Genomic DNA, 13,778 nt, shown 5'->3' with positions numbered 1-13,778 from the left:
CGGCACAGGCCACGCCGACCCGCCGGGGTCAACTCCCAAAAACTTTGAGGGCTTGGCCTACCAGGCGCCCAGTTCGCGAAGCTGACGCACCAGTTCCTCAGGCGCCTCGCCGGCGTCGAGGTCGGTCAGATCGACCGGCGCATCCTTGGCCTCGAAATAGCGCCAGCCCTGGAAGGGGCGCCGGGCCATGGGCGCGGTGCGGATGACCTTGGGTTCGAGCGTGATCTCGCATCGGCTCTGCTTGCCCTCGCCCAAGGTGGCGATGTCCAGCACCGGTTGGCGACAGACGATCGTCCCCTTCACCACCCAGTAGAGCGAGCCGCCGTCCTCGATCTCGGTCGCCCGTTTCGGCGTCATGCGTGTGTGGACGATAAGCGCCCCGCCCCGGGCGGCGCGGGCCTCCAGCCATTCGACGTCCGGCACCCCGACGCCCAGCTTGATCATGTGAAGCGGCATGGCGCCCACGTAGTGCCCCTTAGGCGCATTGGCCAGATTCTTAATCTAAAGGGGCTAGCCATGATCGCGCGCCGCTCAGTTCGCCCAGCGCGTTTAGGACCAGTATGTACGGATTGATTACCCGCCTGACGGCCCATCCCGGCCGCCGCGACGAACTGGGCCTCTGCCTGTTGGACCCCAATGTGAAGCGACCGGGCTGCCACAGCTACGTCGTGGCGCACGACGTGAATGACGCCGACGCCCTGCTCGTCACAGAAGTCTGGATGAGCAAGGCCTTGCACGACGCCTGGTTCGACACGATCCGCGAATCCAGAGTTATGCGTCCGGCGCTCGGCCTGATCGCGCTATGGGGCGATACGGTCGTGACACGCCCGATCGGCGGCGTGGGGCTTTAGTCCGCCTTCACCACCGCCAGCACGGCCGCCTCGACGACCTGATCGCCAAGAGACGCGACGCTTTCCACCACGCCGTCGAACGGCGCGGTCAGGGCGTGTTCCATCTTCATGGCTTCCAGCACCACAACCGGCTGGCCCTTCGTCACCGCATCGCCGGCCTTGACCGGCGTAGCCACGATCTTGCCCGGCATGGGCGCGCGCAGGGAGCCGTCCGACACCGCGCCCGCGCCCGACCCCACAGCGGCGCGATAGGGCGTGACGCGACGCGCCTCGCCATCCACGAACAGGACGAAACCGTCGTCGACGGCCTGATAGCCGAACAGGCGATCCCCGGCCTGAACCTGGTCGAAGCCAACGTGGGCAAGTTCGCCCTGCGAACCGCGCCAGCCCGTTTCGACCGGCGTCACCGCAGCGGACACGCCCTGACCGTCGACATGGGCCCAGACGGTCGTCTGCGCCGGCGCATTCAGGCGCACGCCATAGGACAGACCCGGCTGCCCGCCCCAGGGACTGAAACGGTCCGAACGCGCCTCGACCGCATCCGCCGCCGCTTCCGCAATCAGGGTCAGGGCCGCCAGCGTTGCTTCGTCGGACGGCTGCGGCTGCAACGCCGCCTCCTCCGCCGCGATAAAGCCCGTGTCCACATCGCCGGCGACGAAGCGTGGGTGCTCCAGACACCGTTTCAGGAAGCCGGCGTTGGCCTTGACTGGCCAGACCTCGACCTCGCCGGCCGCCTCGGCCAGCCGCGCCGCCGCCGCCTCGCGCGTGTCCTCGTGCACGATCAGCTTGGCGATCATCGGATCGTAGAACTGGCTGACCTCGCCGCCCTGCTCCACGCCGGTGTCGACGCGGATGCCGTCCGGCATGACGAAATGCTCCAACTTGCCGATGGAGGGCAGGAAGCCGTTGGCCGGATCCTCGGCATACAGCCGCGCCTCCATGGCCCAGCCGTTCAGCTGGATCTGATCCTGCTTCAGCGGCAGCGGCTCGCCCGCCGCGATGCGGAACTGCCATTCGACCAGGTCGACGCCCGTCACGCTCTCGGTCACGGGATGCTCGACCTGCAGCCGGGTGTTCATCTCCATGAACCAGACGCCGTCCGCCTTCAGCCCGTCCGAGGCGTCGGCGATGAACTCGATCGTGCCGGCCCCGACATAGTTGACCGCCCGCGCCGCCTTGATCGCAGCCCCGGTCACGGCGGCGCGCACGTCATCGCTCATGCCCGGCGCCGGGGCCTCTTCGATCACCTTCTGGTGGCGGCGTTGCAGCGAACAGTCGCGTTCGTACAGGTGGACGACCTCGCCGTGCTTGTCGCCAAACACCTGCACCTCGATGTGGCGTGGGCGGGTGATGTAGCGTTCGATCAGCACCCGGTCGTCGCCGAAGGCCGCAGCCCCTTCCCGCTTGGCGCTGGCCAGACCGGCGGTGAAATCGGCCGGATCATCGACGCGCTTCATCCCCTTGCCGCCGCCGCCCGCGACCGCCTTGATCAGCACCGGATAACCGATCCGCGCCGCCTCGGCCGTCAGGGTTTCCTCCGACTGGTCCGCGCCTTGATAGCCCGGCGTCACCGGCACCCCGGCCTGGATCATCAGCGCCTTGGCCGCGTCCTTCAGACCCATGGCGCGGATCGAGGACGGGTCCGGCCCGATCCAGACCAGGCCCGCCGCCGCGACGGCCTCGGCGAAGCCGGCGTTCTCGCTCAGGAAGCCGTATCCGGGATGGATCGCCTCTGCGCCGGTCGCCTTGGCCGCCGCCAGCACCTTGGCGCCGTCCAGATAGCTTTCGCGCGCCGCCGCCGGACCGATCAGCACCGCCTCGTCGGCTTCGCGCACATGCAGGGCGTTGGCGTCCGCCTCGGAATAGACGGCGATGGTGCGAATCCCCATCCGCTTGGCGGTGCGGAAGACACGGCAGGCGATTTCGCCGCGATTGGCGACAAGGACGGACTTGAACATGAAGCGGTCTTAGCCGGATCGTGCGCATCAGGCGAGAGGCAGAGCACGACCCTTCTCACGCGACGCGGCAGGCGTTAAGCCCCTCCCATGTCCCTGCGCCCCCTCTTCGTCACCCAGGTCTATGAAGCCTCCCTCGCCGCCGGCCGCGGCTGGCCCGACTTCAACGACCAGCTGATCGACGTCATCCGGATGATGGCCGAGGAGGACGAAGCCGGCCGCCGGTGGTGCAAGGCCAACGCCTATCGCGGCTACACCTCCTACGGATCGCTGAACGACCTGCCTCAACGCTTCCCGGAGTTCGCCGAGCTGAAGCGCCATCTGGATCGCCACGCCGTCGCCTACGCCAAGGCGCTGAACTTCGACCTGGCGCGCAAACCCCGCCTCGACAATCTATGGGTCAACATCCTGAAGCCCGGCGGCGGCCATACTGGCCACATCCATCCGCACGCCTTCCTGTCGGGCACGGTCTATGTCGACGTGCCAGACGGCGCCTCATCGCTGAAGCTGGAAGACCCCCGCCTGCCCTTCATGATGGCCCGCCCGTCGGTGACCGACGACGCGAGCGAGGCCGAGCGGCCGTTCGTCTATCTGCAGCCTCAGGCCGGCACGGTTCTGATGTGGGAAAGCTGGCTGCGCCACGAGGTGCCGACCAACCTGGCCAAGGCCGACCGGATTTCGATCAGCTTCAACTACGCCTGAAGTCGGCCGCCGTTTCCGGCGACCGATCAGCGCATCAGACCGTCCAGCTGGCCTTGCGCTTTTCCAGGAAGGCGGCGACGCCCTCGCGGCCCTCGTCCGACACGCGGGCGCGGGCGATGCGTTTGGCGGTCTCGTCCATCAGACCGTTGTCGATCTTATGGTGCGCGATGTCATTGACCAGCCGCTTGGCCTCGCCCATCGCACCCGGCGCATTGTTGGTCAGGCTGTCGCTCAGCATCGAGATGAACTCGTCCACCGATCCTTCGGGCAGGACCAGGTCGATCAGGCCGGCATGGGCGGCGTAGTCAGCGTCGAAGGCGTTGGCGGTCAGGAACAGCTGACGGGCGCGGCGCGCGCCGACGGCCTCGATCACATAGGGGGCGATGGTCGCCGGGATCAGACCCAGCTTGACTTCGGAGAAGGCAAAACGCGCTCCCTCGACCGCCACGGCCATGTCGCAGGCGGCGACGATGCCCGCTCCGCCGCCCATGGCGTTGCCCTCGACCACCGCCACCGTCAGGGCGGGAATGTCGTGCAGGGCCTTCAGCATTTTCGCCAGGCCCATGGCGTCGTCGCGGTTGTCGCTCTCGGACCAACCGGCGGCGTCGCGCATCCAGTTCAGATCGGCCCCGGCGCTGAAGGTGCCGCCCGCCCCCCGAATGAAGACGGCCCGCACCCGGTCCGCGCCATGCAGCGTTTCGAACGCCTCATGCAGGGCCGCGATGGTCGCGGCGTCGAAGGCGTTCTTCTTGGCCGGCCGATTGATGGTGACGAAGACGACGCCATCGGTGGTCGAATCGATCTGCACCAGATCATCGTCGGCGTCCGGCGCCGCATCGGGCACCAGCGGCTGGGCGATGCTGTTGATCTCGGCCGCCTCGGCGTCGGTGACGTCCAGGGCGTTGAGGTCGGCTTCGGTCGGTTTGTCGGTCATGGGGGACTCCTTCAAAGGATCAACGCGCGACGGGGCGAACGGCGCCGCTTCAGTGAAAAGTGCAAGTGAGCGAGGGGTGAGCGGCTGTCCGGCTGGGCGACAAGCTCACTCCTTGCTCACTGACACCACACGCTCACCCCAAATCACATCCGGAACAGGCCGAACGTCGTCTCCGGGACGGGGGCGTTCAGGCTGGCGCTGATGGCCAGGCCCAGCACATCGCGGGTCTGGGCCGGGTCGATGACGCCGTCGTCCCACAGGCGGGCGGTGGCGTAATAGGGATTGCCCTCGTCCTCATACTTCTGGCGGATCGGCGCCTTGAAGGCCTCGGCGTCGTCTGCGCTCCAGGTGTCGGCGTCGCGGTGCACGGTAGCCAGGACGCTGGCGGCCTGCTCGCCGCCCATGACCCCGATCCGGCTGTTAGGCCAGGTGAACAGGAAGCGCGGCGAATAGGCCCGGCCGCACATGCCGTAGTTTCCAGCCCCGAAACTGCCGCCGATCAGGACAGTGAACTTGGGCACTTCGGCCGAGGCCACGGCCGTCACCAGCTTGGCGCCGTCCTTGGCGATGCCGCCTGCCTCATATTTGCCGCCGACCATGAAGCCGCTGATGTTCTGCAGGAACAGCAGCGGAATCTTGCGCTTGCAGGCCAGTTCGATGAAGTGCGCGCCCTTCTGGGCGCTTTCGGAAAAGATGACGCCGTTGTTGGCCAGGATGGCGACCGGATAGCCCCAGATGCGCGCGAACCCGCACACCAGGGTCGAGCCGTACAGGCTCTTGAACTCGTCGAACTCCGACCCGTCCACCAGTCGGGCGATGACCTCGCGCACATCATAAGGGGCGCGCACGTCGTCGGGGATCAGGCCGTAGAGCTCTTCGGCGTCGAACGCCGGCGCGCGCGGTTCGCGCACATCCATCTCGACGGCCTTGGTCGTGTTTAGATTGGCGACGATGGAGCGCACGATTTCCAGCGCATGCTCATCGTTCTCGGCGACATGATCCACCACGCCCGAGCGACGGCCGTGGGTTTCGGCCCCGCCCAGTTCCTCCGCCGAGATGACCTCGCCGGTCGCCGCCTTCACCAGCGGCGGGCCGGCCAGGAAGATGGCGCCCTGGTTCCTGACGATGACCGTCTCGTCCGACATGGCCGGCACATAGGCGCCGCCGGCGGTGGACAGGCCCATGACGCAGGCGATCTGGGCGATGCCCTTGGCGCTCATCCGGGCCTGGTTGAAGAAGATGCGGCCGAAGTGGTCGCGGTCGGGAAACACCTCGGCCTGGTGCGGCAGATTGGCCCCGCCGCTGTCGACCAGATAGACGCACGGCAGGCGGTTCTGCTCGGCGATTTCCTGGGCGCGCAGGTGCTTCTTCACCGTCATGGGGAAATAGGCGCCGCCCTTCACCGTCGGATCGTTGCAGACGATCATGACCTCGCGGCCGGACACCCGACCGATCCCGGCGATGACGCCCGCCGCCGGGGCCTCGCCGTCATACATGTCGTGCGCGGCCAGTTGCCCGATCTCCAGGAAGGGCGAGCCGGGGTCCAGCAGCCGCTCGACCCGGTCGCGCGGCAACAGCTTGCCGCGAGCGACGTGACGCTCGCGCGACTTGTCGGACCCGCCGCGCGCGGCCTTGGCCACATGGTCGCGCAACTCGGCGACCAGGGCGCTGTTGTGCGCGTGCAGGGACTTGTACTTTTGGCTTTGCGGATCGACCGCGGACGTCAGCTTCGGCATGGGGCTGGTTTAGGCGGGGTCGCGGGGCGCCACAAGCGTCTGCCGCCATCCTTGCCTCCTCGCCCCTTTTCCCCTATACGCGCCCGCTTTCCAGGGCTTCGGTCCTGTCGCGGAGCACCAAAGGGTTGGACGTTCGGTCCGGCCGCCGCGCCAGGAGCCATCGTGGAGACCGACTTACCCGGTCGTTTCCGCGCCGACGCCCACAAGGGAGACTACCGCATGGCTCTTTACGAGCACACGGTCATGACGCGCCAGGATATCTCGGCGCAACAGGCCGAAGCGCTGAATGACACCATCAAGGATCTGATCGTCGCCGGTGGCGGCTCGGTCGCCAAGATCGAATACTGGGGTCTGCGCAACCTGACCTACCGCGTGAAGAAGAACCGCAAGGCTCACTATTCGCTGCTGGCCGTCGACGCCCCTCCGGCCGCCATGGCCGAAGTCGAGCGTCAGCTGTCGATCAACGAAGACGTGCTGCGCTGGCTGACCGTCCGCGTCGAGGAACTCGACCTGGAACTGTCGCCGCTGCTGGCCCGCCGCGAGCGTGAACGCGAGCGTGAGCGCGAGCGCACCCCGCGCGACGACGCCGCCGCCGACGCCGAATAAGGAACCCGGAACATGACCGATACCACCGCCCCGACCCCGGGCGCACCGGCGGGCTCCGGCGCCGCCGGCCGCCGCCCCTTCTATCGTCGCCGCAAGGTCTGCCCGTTCTCGGGCGCCAATGCGCCGAAGATCGACTATAAGGACGTCAAGCTGCTGCAGCGTTACGTCTCCGAACGCGGCAAGATCGTGCCTTCGCGCATCACCGCCGTCTCCCAGAAGAAGCAGCGTGAACTGGCCAAGGCCATCAAGCGCGCTCGCTATCTGGCCCTCCTGCCTTACGTGGTGAAGTGAGATGAAGGTCGTTCTGCTGGAACGCGTCGATAACCTCGGCGCCATCGGCGACGTCGTCACTGTCAAGGACGGCTTCGCTCGCAACTTCCTTCTGCCGCGCGACAAGGCCCGCCGGGCCACCGCCGCCAACCTGAAGGCGTTCGAACTCGACCGCGCCGCCATCGAGCAGCGCAACGAGAAGAACAAGGCCGACGCTCAGAAGGTCGCCGACAAGATCGACGGCCAGACCTACGTCATGATCCGTCAGGCCGGTGAAACCGGTCATCTGTACGGTTCGGTCGCCGGTCGCGACGTCGCCGAGGCCATCCAGGCCGAAGGCGGCAAGGTCGAGCGCTCTCAGGTCGTCCTGAACACGGCGATCAAGAGCCTGGGCGTCCACGAAGTGCCGGTTCGCCTGCACGCCGAGGTCCGCGCCACGGTCAAGATCAACATCGCCCGCTCGATGGACGAGGCCGAGCGCCAAGCCAAGGGCGAGGATGTGATCCGCAGCCAGTTCGACGATGAGCGCCAGGCTGCCGAGCAATCGGCCCAGGAACTGATCGAAGGCGGCGCCGGTCAACAAGAAGGCTTCGGCGACGAAGCCTGATCCGACCGGATCCTGAAAGACATCAAGGGCGCGTCTCGCAAGGGACGCGCCCTTTTTGCTGCGCGGCAGACGGTCGCCAACCGAACGGCCGATCGTCACCCTGACCTATGACAAGATTACAACAAACCCAGATCATTGATCTTCGAAACAGGCATCTAGACATTAAGCTTGCTTGACGCCGTCACATTGCGGTCACAGCCTGCAATCGCGGCTCGCGTTTCGATTGTATGCGCAAGATTATTGCGCCTTTCGAGACGCCAGCCGCGGGCGACGGCATGGCGGCCTGCCGAGCGCCGACACAAAGGGCTGTCGTGCATCGTCGGGGACTATCAATGAAACTCGGATACGGTCGTCAGGCCCTGTTGGCCTTCGCCTCCACCAGCGCGCTCTTCATCGCCTCATCGGCGTTCGCCCAGACCACCCCTTCGCCAAGCGAGGCCACCGATGTCGATGAGATCGTCGTCACCGGCACGCGCACCGTTGGGCGCAGCAGGCTCGACAGCGTCGCGCCGGTCGATGTCATCACCGGCGAAACTTTGGCGAAACAGGGCACCGGCACAGAGCTGGCCGCCGCCCTCGCCGCCACCGCCCCGTCCATCAACTTCCCTCGTCCCGCCATTTCCGACGGCTCGGATCACGTTCGTCCAGCAACCCTGCGCGGTCTGGCTCCTGACCAGACCCTGGTCCTGATCAACGGTCAGCGCGGCCATGTCGGCGCCTTGGTCAATGTCAACGGCGCGCTTGGCCGTGGCTCCACCGCCTTCGACCTGAATACGATTCCGTCAATCAGCCTCGGCTCGGTCGAAGTCCTGCGTGACGGCGCTTCGGCGCAGTACGGCGCCGACGCCATCGCCGGCGTCATCAATCTGCGTCTGCGCCAGGCGTCGAGCGGCGGCGGCATCACCGCCAACTACGGCATCTACGATACCGACTTCACGACCGCGCGCGGCGAGCACAGCCGCCGCGACGGCGAACAGACCTCGCTCGCTGGCTGGATCGGCCTGCCCCTGTTCGGCGACGGTTTCCTGACCCTTTCGGGCGAAGTCCAGAAACGCCAGCCCACCAATCGCTCCGACTACGCCGCGACCACCGCCGTCAACGGAGGCAGTGCGACCACCGTCATCGGTCGCTTCGGCGATCCCTATACCGAAGCCTACACCGGCTATTTCAACGCCGGCAAACCGCTTGGCGGCGAATGGGAAGCCTACGCCTTCGGCGGCTATCAGAAGCGCAAGTCCGAGGCTGCGGCGACTGCCCGCGCCTTCAACAACTCCAACAACGTCACCGCCATCTATCCCAATGGCTTCCTGCCGATCATCGCCGCCGACATCGACGACTACAATATATATGGCGGCCTGAAAGGCCCCGCCGCCGGCTTCGACTGGGACATCTCGGTCGGCTATGGGCGTAATGAGCTGGATTATCGCGTCCTGAACTCACTGAACGCCTCCTATGGCGCCGCGTCTCAGACCCAGTTCGACGCCGGCGGCCTCAGCTACGGTCAACTGACCATCGGCGTGGATGCGGTCAAACAGATCGAAGCGAACCTGTACGAACCGCTCAACGTCGCCTTCGGCGTCGAATACCGACGCGAGGACTTCAACGTCACCGCAGGCGAACCGACATCCTACAACAAGGGCCCCGTCACGGCCGGCGGCGCCGGATCGCAGGGCTTCCCCGGCTTTGCGCCATCCAATGCGGTCGATGTCGATCGCAACAACATCAGCGCCTACATCGATCTGGAGGGCAAGTTCTCCGAACAGTTCAGTGTCGGTCTGGCCGGGCGCTACGAGGACTATTCCGACTTCGGCGATCAGTTCACGGGCAAGATTTCGGGACGCTACGACTTCACCGAGGCCTTCGCCCTGCGTGGCGCCATTTCGACGGGCTTCAAATCGCCAGCCCTTCAGCAACAGTACTTCAGCTACATCGCCACCAACCTTGTCGCCACAGCGGGCGGCGTGGTGCTGCAGCAGAACGGCTCGTACCGGGTCGACGATCCCATCGCGATCGCCCTGGGCTCAAAGCCGCTGGAACCCGAGACCTCGACCAACTACTCGCTCGGCGCGGTCTTCCGACATGAAGGCTTTGAACTGACGGTGGACACCTACCGCATCGATGTCGCTGACCGGATCATCTATTCCGAGACGCTGGGCGTTGCGCGGCCCAGCCAGACGGCGCAGTCCACGGCTGCCATTCAGGCGCTGCTCGCTCCGTTCGGCGTCACCGGCGCGCGGTTTTTCCTGAACGGTGTCGACACCTCGACCAGCGGCGTCGATGTCGTGGCGCGCTATCGGACACAGCAGGATTTCGGGCGGTTCGATTTCACACTGGCGGGCAACTTCAACTCCACCGAAGTGACAAAGACGCCTGCCGTTCCCAGCAACCTGGCCATTGCCCCGTCCGACGCCTTCCTGTTCGACCGCTCTTCCAAACTGTCGTTTGAGCAGGGCACGCCGGAACAGAAGATCGTCGCGAGCGTGGACTGGTCGCTGGGCGATTTCGGGGCGACCTTGAAAGGCACCAGCTACGACAGCGTTCTGGTCGCCAACAACAACGCCACCCTGGACTACGAAACGGGCGACGCGCTGCTGGTGGATCTGGAGGGCCGCTACACCCTGCCGTTCGGCGTCTCGCTCGCTGTCGGCGTGAACAACCTGACCGACGAATATCCAACCGCCACGCCGACCAACATCAACGGCGCGACCGGTTCGGTGGGCTATCCAAGCTACTCGCCCTACGGCTTCAACGGCCGCTTCTTCTACGGCCGTCTGAGCTACAATTTCTAAGCCAAGCGATAGCACAGCCGCATGGGGCGCTCTTCGGAGCGCCCCATTTGCGTAACGATAGATTTGCTACTGCCTGCTGCAACAAAACATGGTCGCCTGCGTCGATTGACCCGCCGCACCTTCGCCCTGATATGGCCATGACCGCCGGGACCTCCCCGACCTTGCGGTTGGAGAGGCCATGAAGATCACCCCCCGTTCTACGACGACGCCGCCCGCCATCGCGCGATGTTGCGACTAAGAACGCACGCCATACCCAATCCACGCCGAACATAAAAAAGCCCGTTGCGGTCAGCGGCGGCGATGCGCGCTCGCGCCAAAAACAGACTTTAGGAAATCTCTCAATGCGCTCTCTTTCTCGTCGGGCCGCCGCACCGGCCCTGCTTGCCACCGTCTCGACCTTCGCCCTGCTGAGCGCCGCCCCGGCCTTTGCTCAAAGCGCCGAACCCGTCGCGGATGAGGCGGCGCAGGTGGACGACATCGTCGTGACCGGCACGCGGGTCCAGAACCGGTCGCGCCTCGACACCCTGGCGCCCGTCGATGTCGTGACGTCCGAGGCGTTGCAGACGCGGGGCACGACCGAGTTCGCCACCGCCTTGGCCCAGGCCGTGCCCTCGCTGACCTTCCAGCGGCCGTCCGCCAACGATGGCTCGGACTCGATCCGCCCGATCACCCTGCGCGGCCTGTCGCCGGACCAGACGTTGGTGCTGGTCAACGGCACGCGTCGCCATGCGTCTGCCCTGGTCAACGTCAACGGCGTGGTGGGGCGCGGGTCGGCCGCCGTCGATCTGAACACCATTCCGACCGGCGCTCTGGACCGGGTGGAGGTGCTGCGCGACGGTGCCTCGGCCCAATACGGCTCGGACGCTATCGCCGGCGTGGTGAACCTGCGCCTGAAGGAGGCCTCCAGCGGCGGCGGCGCCAGCCTGACCTACGGCCAGTATTTCACCACGGTGAAAACCGCGCGCGGCGAACGTGACGAAAACGACGGCGGCACCGTCACGGCCTCGGCATGGCAAGGGTTCTCGCTGGGCGACGACGGTTTTCTGACCCTGTCGGCCGAGTATCTGAATCGCGAATCGACCAACCGCTCGGACTATGACCCCCGCGCGGCGGCGAACGGCGCGATCACCGCCCGCTTCGGCGACCCGGACGTTGAGCAGTGGACCGTCTTCGCCAACGCCGGCAAGGGTCTGGGCAACGGCTGGGAGGCCTATGGCTGGGCCGGCTATCAGGACCGCGACAGCGAAGGCGCCGCCTTCCCTCGCCTGTCCGACAACGTCAACAATGTCGCCTCGATCTACCCGAACGGCTTCCTGCCGAAGGTCGCCATCAACTCCAAGGACGCCTCGTTGGCCGGCGGCCTGCGCGGCGAATTGGCGGGCTGGAATACGGACATCAGCCTGACCTATGGCCGCAACGCCCTGGACTTCCGCACCGAGGATTCGGTGAACTCCACATATGGCGCGACTTCGCCTACCAGCTTCGATTCCGGCAGCCTGATCTATGACCAACTGGTGCTGGGCGCCGACTTCAGCCGTGAGTTCGAGGTCGGTCTGTCCGGCGGCCCGCTGAACTTCGCCTGGGGCCTGGAGCAGCGCTGGGAAAACTACAAGATCGAGGCCGGCCAGCCCGAGAGCTATAACCGCGGCCCGTTGGGCGCCAACACGGCCCTGACCGGCGGCGCCCAGGGCTTCGTCGGCTTCCAGCCCTCGAACGCCGTGGATGTCGATCGCGACAACTTCGCCGCCTACGCCGACGTCGAAATTCCCCTGACCGACAAGCTGCGCGTCGAAGGCGCCGTGCGGTTCGAGGACTATTCCGACTTCGGCGACACCCAGACGGGCAAGCTGTCGGCCCGCTATGACTTCACCCCCAGCTTCGCCCTGCGCGGTTCGGTCTCGACCGCCTTCCGCGCGCCGTCGTTGCAGCAGTCGTATTTCACTTCCACCGCCTCGGTGATCCAGAACGGCGCCGTGGTCGAGACCGGCACCTTCCCGGCCACCAGCACCGTCGCAGCGGCCCTTGGCGCGCGTCCGCTGAAGGCCGAGACCTCGACCAACTATTCGCTGGGGGCCGTGGTGCGGTTGGGACGGTTCGACCTGACCGTCGACGCCTACAAGATCGACATCGACGATCAGATCGTTCTGTCCGAACTGATCAACCGGACGTTCTCGGGTCAGGTCGCCGGCCTGCTGGATCCGCAAGGCGTCCAGGCCGCGCGCTTCTTCCTGAACGGCGTCTCTACCTCGACTGAAGGCGTGGATGTCGTCGGACGGTATCGCCTGCCGACCGACACGCTCGGCGATTTCGACTTCACTGTCGCGGCCAACTTCAACGATGTGTCGGTCAACCGCGTGCCGACGTCCTCCTCGGTGCTGAACCCGGTGCCGACCCTGTTCGCCCGCCAGCGCATCCTGACCATCGAAGACGGCACGCCCGACACCAAGGTCTCGGCGTCGGCGGACTGGAGCCGGGACAAGTGGGGCGCCACGGTTCGCGCCACCTACTATGGCGACGTGCTGCAACCCGGATCGACGGCGGCGAACGACTACAGCACCGGGGCCAAGACGGTCGTGGATCTGGAAGGTCGGTTCCAGCTGACCGAACGTGTGGGCGTGGCGATCGGCGTGGATAATGTGTTCGACGAATATCCGGACTTCGTGCCGGCGTCGCTGAACTCCAACGGCGTTCTGGGCTTCCCCTATTATTCGCCCTTCGGTTTCAACGGCCGCTACGGCTATGCGCGCCTCAGCCTGAAATGGTGAGGTCGAGCTGAACGCCTACCGGCAAAGGGCGCTCTGCGGAGCGCCCTTTTCCTTGTTCGCATTACGAAATCTTCAGCTTGACCGTTCCGCTTCGCCCCAGTTGCGACACATATCGGCGTTCAATCTGCGCCCTGCCAGAGGGGGCTTTGGAGGGGATCAGATGAAGACCAGATCGATTGCAGCCGGCGTTTTGGCGCTGACGCTTTTCGCCGGCGCGGCCAACGCCATGACGGTTCAGGAGTTCTTGACCACCGCCAATGCCATTCCTCAGAATCCCACCGCCCTGCTGCGCTCGGACACCCGTCGCCTGATGGCCGAGTTCCGAACCGCCGTTCGCACCGTCCGCGCCGAACAGACCCAGGCCAAGGCGGCCGGTCGTCAGCCCGCAACCTGCATGCCGGACAAGGTCGGCTTTTCGCCCAACGCCATCCTGGGCCGTTTCAACGCCGTCCCGCAAAGCCGCCGCAACATCAGCGTGACCCAGGCCGTGCGCGAATGGATGGCGCACGACTATCCGTGCGCCTGACGCGCGCCGATTGAGGAATTTCGGTTCGTCCCCAAGG

Annotated in this window: 12 protein-coding genes; 8 read left to right on the top strand and 4 right to left on the bottom strand. The window is 66.0% G+C overall.

The window, feature by feature from the left end; all coding sequences use genetic code 11:
* Positions 1 to 57: 57 nt before the first annotated feature.
* Complete coding sequence (locus HF680_RS08560; protein ID WP_185224754.1) at positions 58 to 456, bottom strand: DUF1489 family protein; 399 nt, start codon at positions 454 to 456, stop codon at positions 58 to 60.
* A gap of 104 nt (positions 457 to 560) precedes the next feature.
* Between HF680_RS08560 and HF680_RS08555 the strand changes: the two genes are divergently transcribed.
* Complete coding sequence (locus tag HF680_RS08555; protein WP_185224753.1) at positions 561 to 851, top strand: putative quinol monooxygenase; 291 nt, start codon at positions 561 to 563, stop codon at positions 849 to 851.
* On the opposite strand, the gene HF680_RS08550 is transcribed toward HF680_RS08555, so the two are convergent.
* Positions 848 to 2,809, bottom strand: a complete 1,962-nt coding sequence (locus HF680_RS08550) for an acetyl/propionyl/methylcrotonyl-CoA carboxylase subunit alpha (RefSeq protein ID WP_185224752.1) — start codon at positions 2,807 to 2,809, stop codon at positions 848 to 850. The genes HF680_RS08555 and HF680_RS08550 overlap by 4 nt on opposite strands.
* Positions 2,810 to 2,896: 87 nt before the next feature.
* Between HF680_RS08550 and HF680_RS08545 the strand changes: the two genes are divergently transcribed.
* Entirely contained in the window at positions 2,897 to 3,508 is a 612-nt protein-coding gene (locus tag HF680_RS08545; protein ID WP_185224751.1) for a TIGR02466 family protein, read from the top strand.
* Between the two features lie 34 nt (positions 3,509 to 3,542).
* Here the strand turns inward: HF680_RS08545 and HF680_RS08540 are convergent, their stop codons facing one another.
* The gene (locus HF680_RS08540; RefSeq protein ID WP_112862220.1) at positions 3,543 to 4,442 is read right to left on the bottom strand and encodes an enoyl-CoA hydratase-related protein; all 900 of its coding nucleotides are present in this window, start codon (positions 4,440 to 4,442) and stop codon (positions 3,543 to 3,545) included.
* A 143-nt stretch (positions 4,443 to 4,585) separates the two neighbouring features.
* Positions 4,586 to 6,178, bottom strand: coding sequence for a carboxyl transferase domain-containing protein (locus tag HF680_RS08535; RefSeq protein ID WP_045810549.1), 1,593 nt, complete (start codon positions 6,176 to 6,178; stop codon positions 4,586 to 4,588).
* A gap of 219 nt (positions 6,179 to 6,397) precedes the next feature.
* Between HF680_RS08535 and rpsF the strand changes: the two genes are divergently transcribed.
* From rpsF to HF680_RS08505, 6 genes are all read left to right on the top strand, one after another.
* On the top strand, positions 6,398 to 6,784 hold the full coding sequence (rpsF, locus tag HF680_RS08530; protein WP_026108635.1) for a 30S ribosomal protein S6: 387 nt from the start codon (positions 6,398 to 6,400) through the stop codon (positions 6,782 to 6,784).
* A 12-nt stretch (positions 6,785 to 6,796) separates the two neighbouring features.
* A complete protein-coding gene (gene rpsR / locus HF680_RS08525; protein WP_008259463.1) occupies positions 6,797 to 7,075 on the top strand; it encodes a 30S ribosomal protein S18 in 279 nt (92 codons plus the stop codon).
* A gap of 1 nt (position 7,076) precedes the next feature.
* Complete coding sequence (gene rplI, locus HF680_RS08520; RefSeq protein ID WP_017506581.1) at positions 7,077 to 7,661, top strand: 50S ribosomal protein L9; 585 nt, start codon at positions 7,077 to 7,079, stop codon at positions 7,659 to 7,661.
* A gap of 332 nt (positions 7,662 to 7,993) precedes the next feature.
* Positions 7,994 to 10,450, top strand: coding sequence for a TonB-dependent receptor plug domain-containing protein (locus HF680_RS08515; protein ID WP_185224750.1), 2,457 nt, complete (start codon positions 7,994 to 7,996; stop codon positions 10,448 to 10,450).
* Between the two features lie 341 nt (positions 10,451 to 10,791).
* Entirely contained in the window at positions 10,792 to 13,215 is a 2,424-nt protein-coding gene (locus HF680_RS08510) for a TonB-dependent receptor plug domain-containing protein (protein WP_185224749.1), read from the top strand.
* A gap of 160 nt (positions 13,216 to 13,375) precedes the next feature.
* The gene (locus HF680_RS08505; protein WP_185224748.1) at positions 13,376 to 13,741 is read left to right on the top strand and encodes a hypothetical protein; all 366 of its coding nucleotides are present in this window, start codon (positions 13,376 to 13,378) and stop codon (positions 13,739 to 13,741) included.
* Positions 13,742 to 13,778: the final 37 nt, after the last annotated feature.

The sequence above is a fragment of the Brevundimonas huaxiensis genome, assembly GCF_014218725.1.
GTDB lineage: Bacteria > Pseudomonadota > Alphaproteobacteria > Caulobacterales > Caulobacteraceae > Brevundimonas > Brevundimonas huaxiensis.
Note: the sequence above shows the minus strand (reverse complement) of the source record. Positions and strands in the feature narration are given on the sequence as shown.

Excerpts from the sequence above, each read along its gene's own strand:
- HF680_RS08510 (WP_185224749.1), top strand. The coding sequence starts at position 10,792 with ATGCGCTCTCTTTCTCGTCGGGCCGCCGCACCGGCCCTGCTTGCCACC.
- HF680_RS08505 (WP_185224748.1), top strand. The coding sequence starts at position 13,376 with ATGAAGACCAGATCGATTGCAGCCGGCGTTTTGGCGCTGACGCTTTTC.
- HF680_RS08545 (WP_185224751.1), top strand. The coding sequence starts at position 2,897 with ATGTCCCTGCGCCCCCTCTTCGTCACCCAGGTCTATGAAGCCTCCCTC.
- rpsR (WP_008259463.1), top strand. The coding sequence starts at position 6,797 with ATGACCGATACCACCGCCCCGACCCCGGGCGCACCGGCGGGCTCCGGC.
- HF680_RS08540 (WP_112862220.1), bottom strand. The coding sequence starts at position 4,442 with ATGACCGACAAACCGACCGAAGCCGACCTCAACGCCCTGGACGTCACC.
- HF680_RS08555 (WP_185224753.1), top strand. The coding sequence starts at position 561 with ATGTACGGATTGATTACCCGCCTGACGGCCCATCCCGGCCGCCGCGAC.
- HF680_RS08535 (WP_045810549.1), bottom strand. The coding sequence starts at position 6,178 with ATGCCGAAGCTGACGTCCGCGGTCGATCCGCAAAGCCAAAAGTACAAG.
- HF680_RS08560 (WP_185224754.1), bottom strand. The coding sequence starts at position 456 with ATGCCGCTTCACATGATCAAGCTGGGCGTCGGGGTGCCGGACGTCGAA.
- rpsF (WP_026108635.1), top strand. The coding sequence starts at position 6,398 with ATGGCTCTTTACGAGCACACGGTCATGACGCGCCAGGATATCTCGGCG.
- HF680_RS08515 (WP_185224750.1), top strand. The coding sequence starts at position 7,994 with ATGAAACTCGGATACGGTCGTCAGGCCCTGTTGGCCTTCGCCTCCACC.
- rplI (WP_017506581.1), top strand. The coding sequence starts at position 7,077 with ATGAAGGTCGTTCTGCTGGAACGCGTCGATAACCTCGGCGCCATCGGC.
- HF680_RS08550 (WP_185224752.1), bottom strand. The coding sequence starts at position 2,809 with ATGTTCAAGTCCGTCCTTGTCGCCAATCGCGGCGAAATCGCCTGCCGT.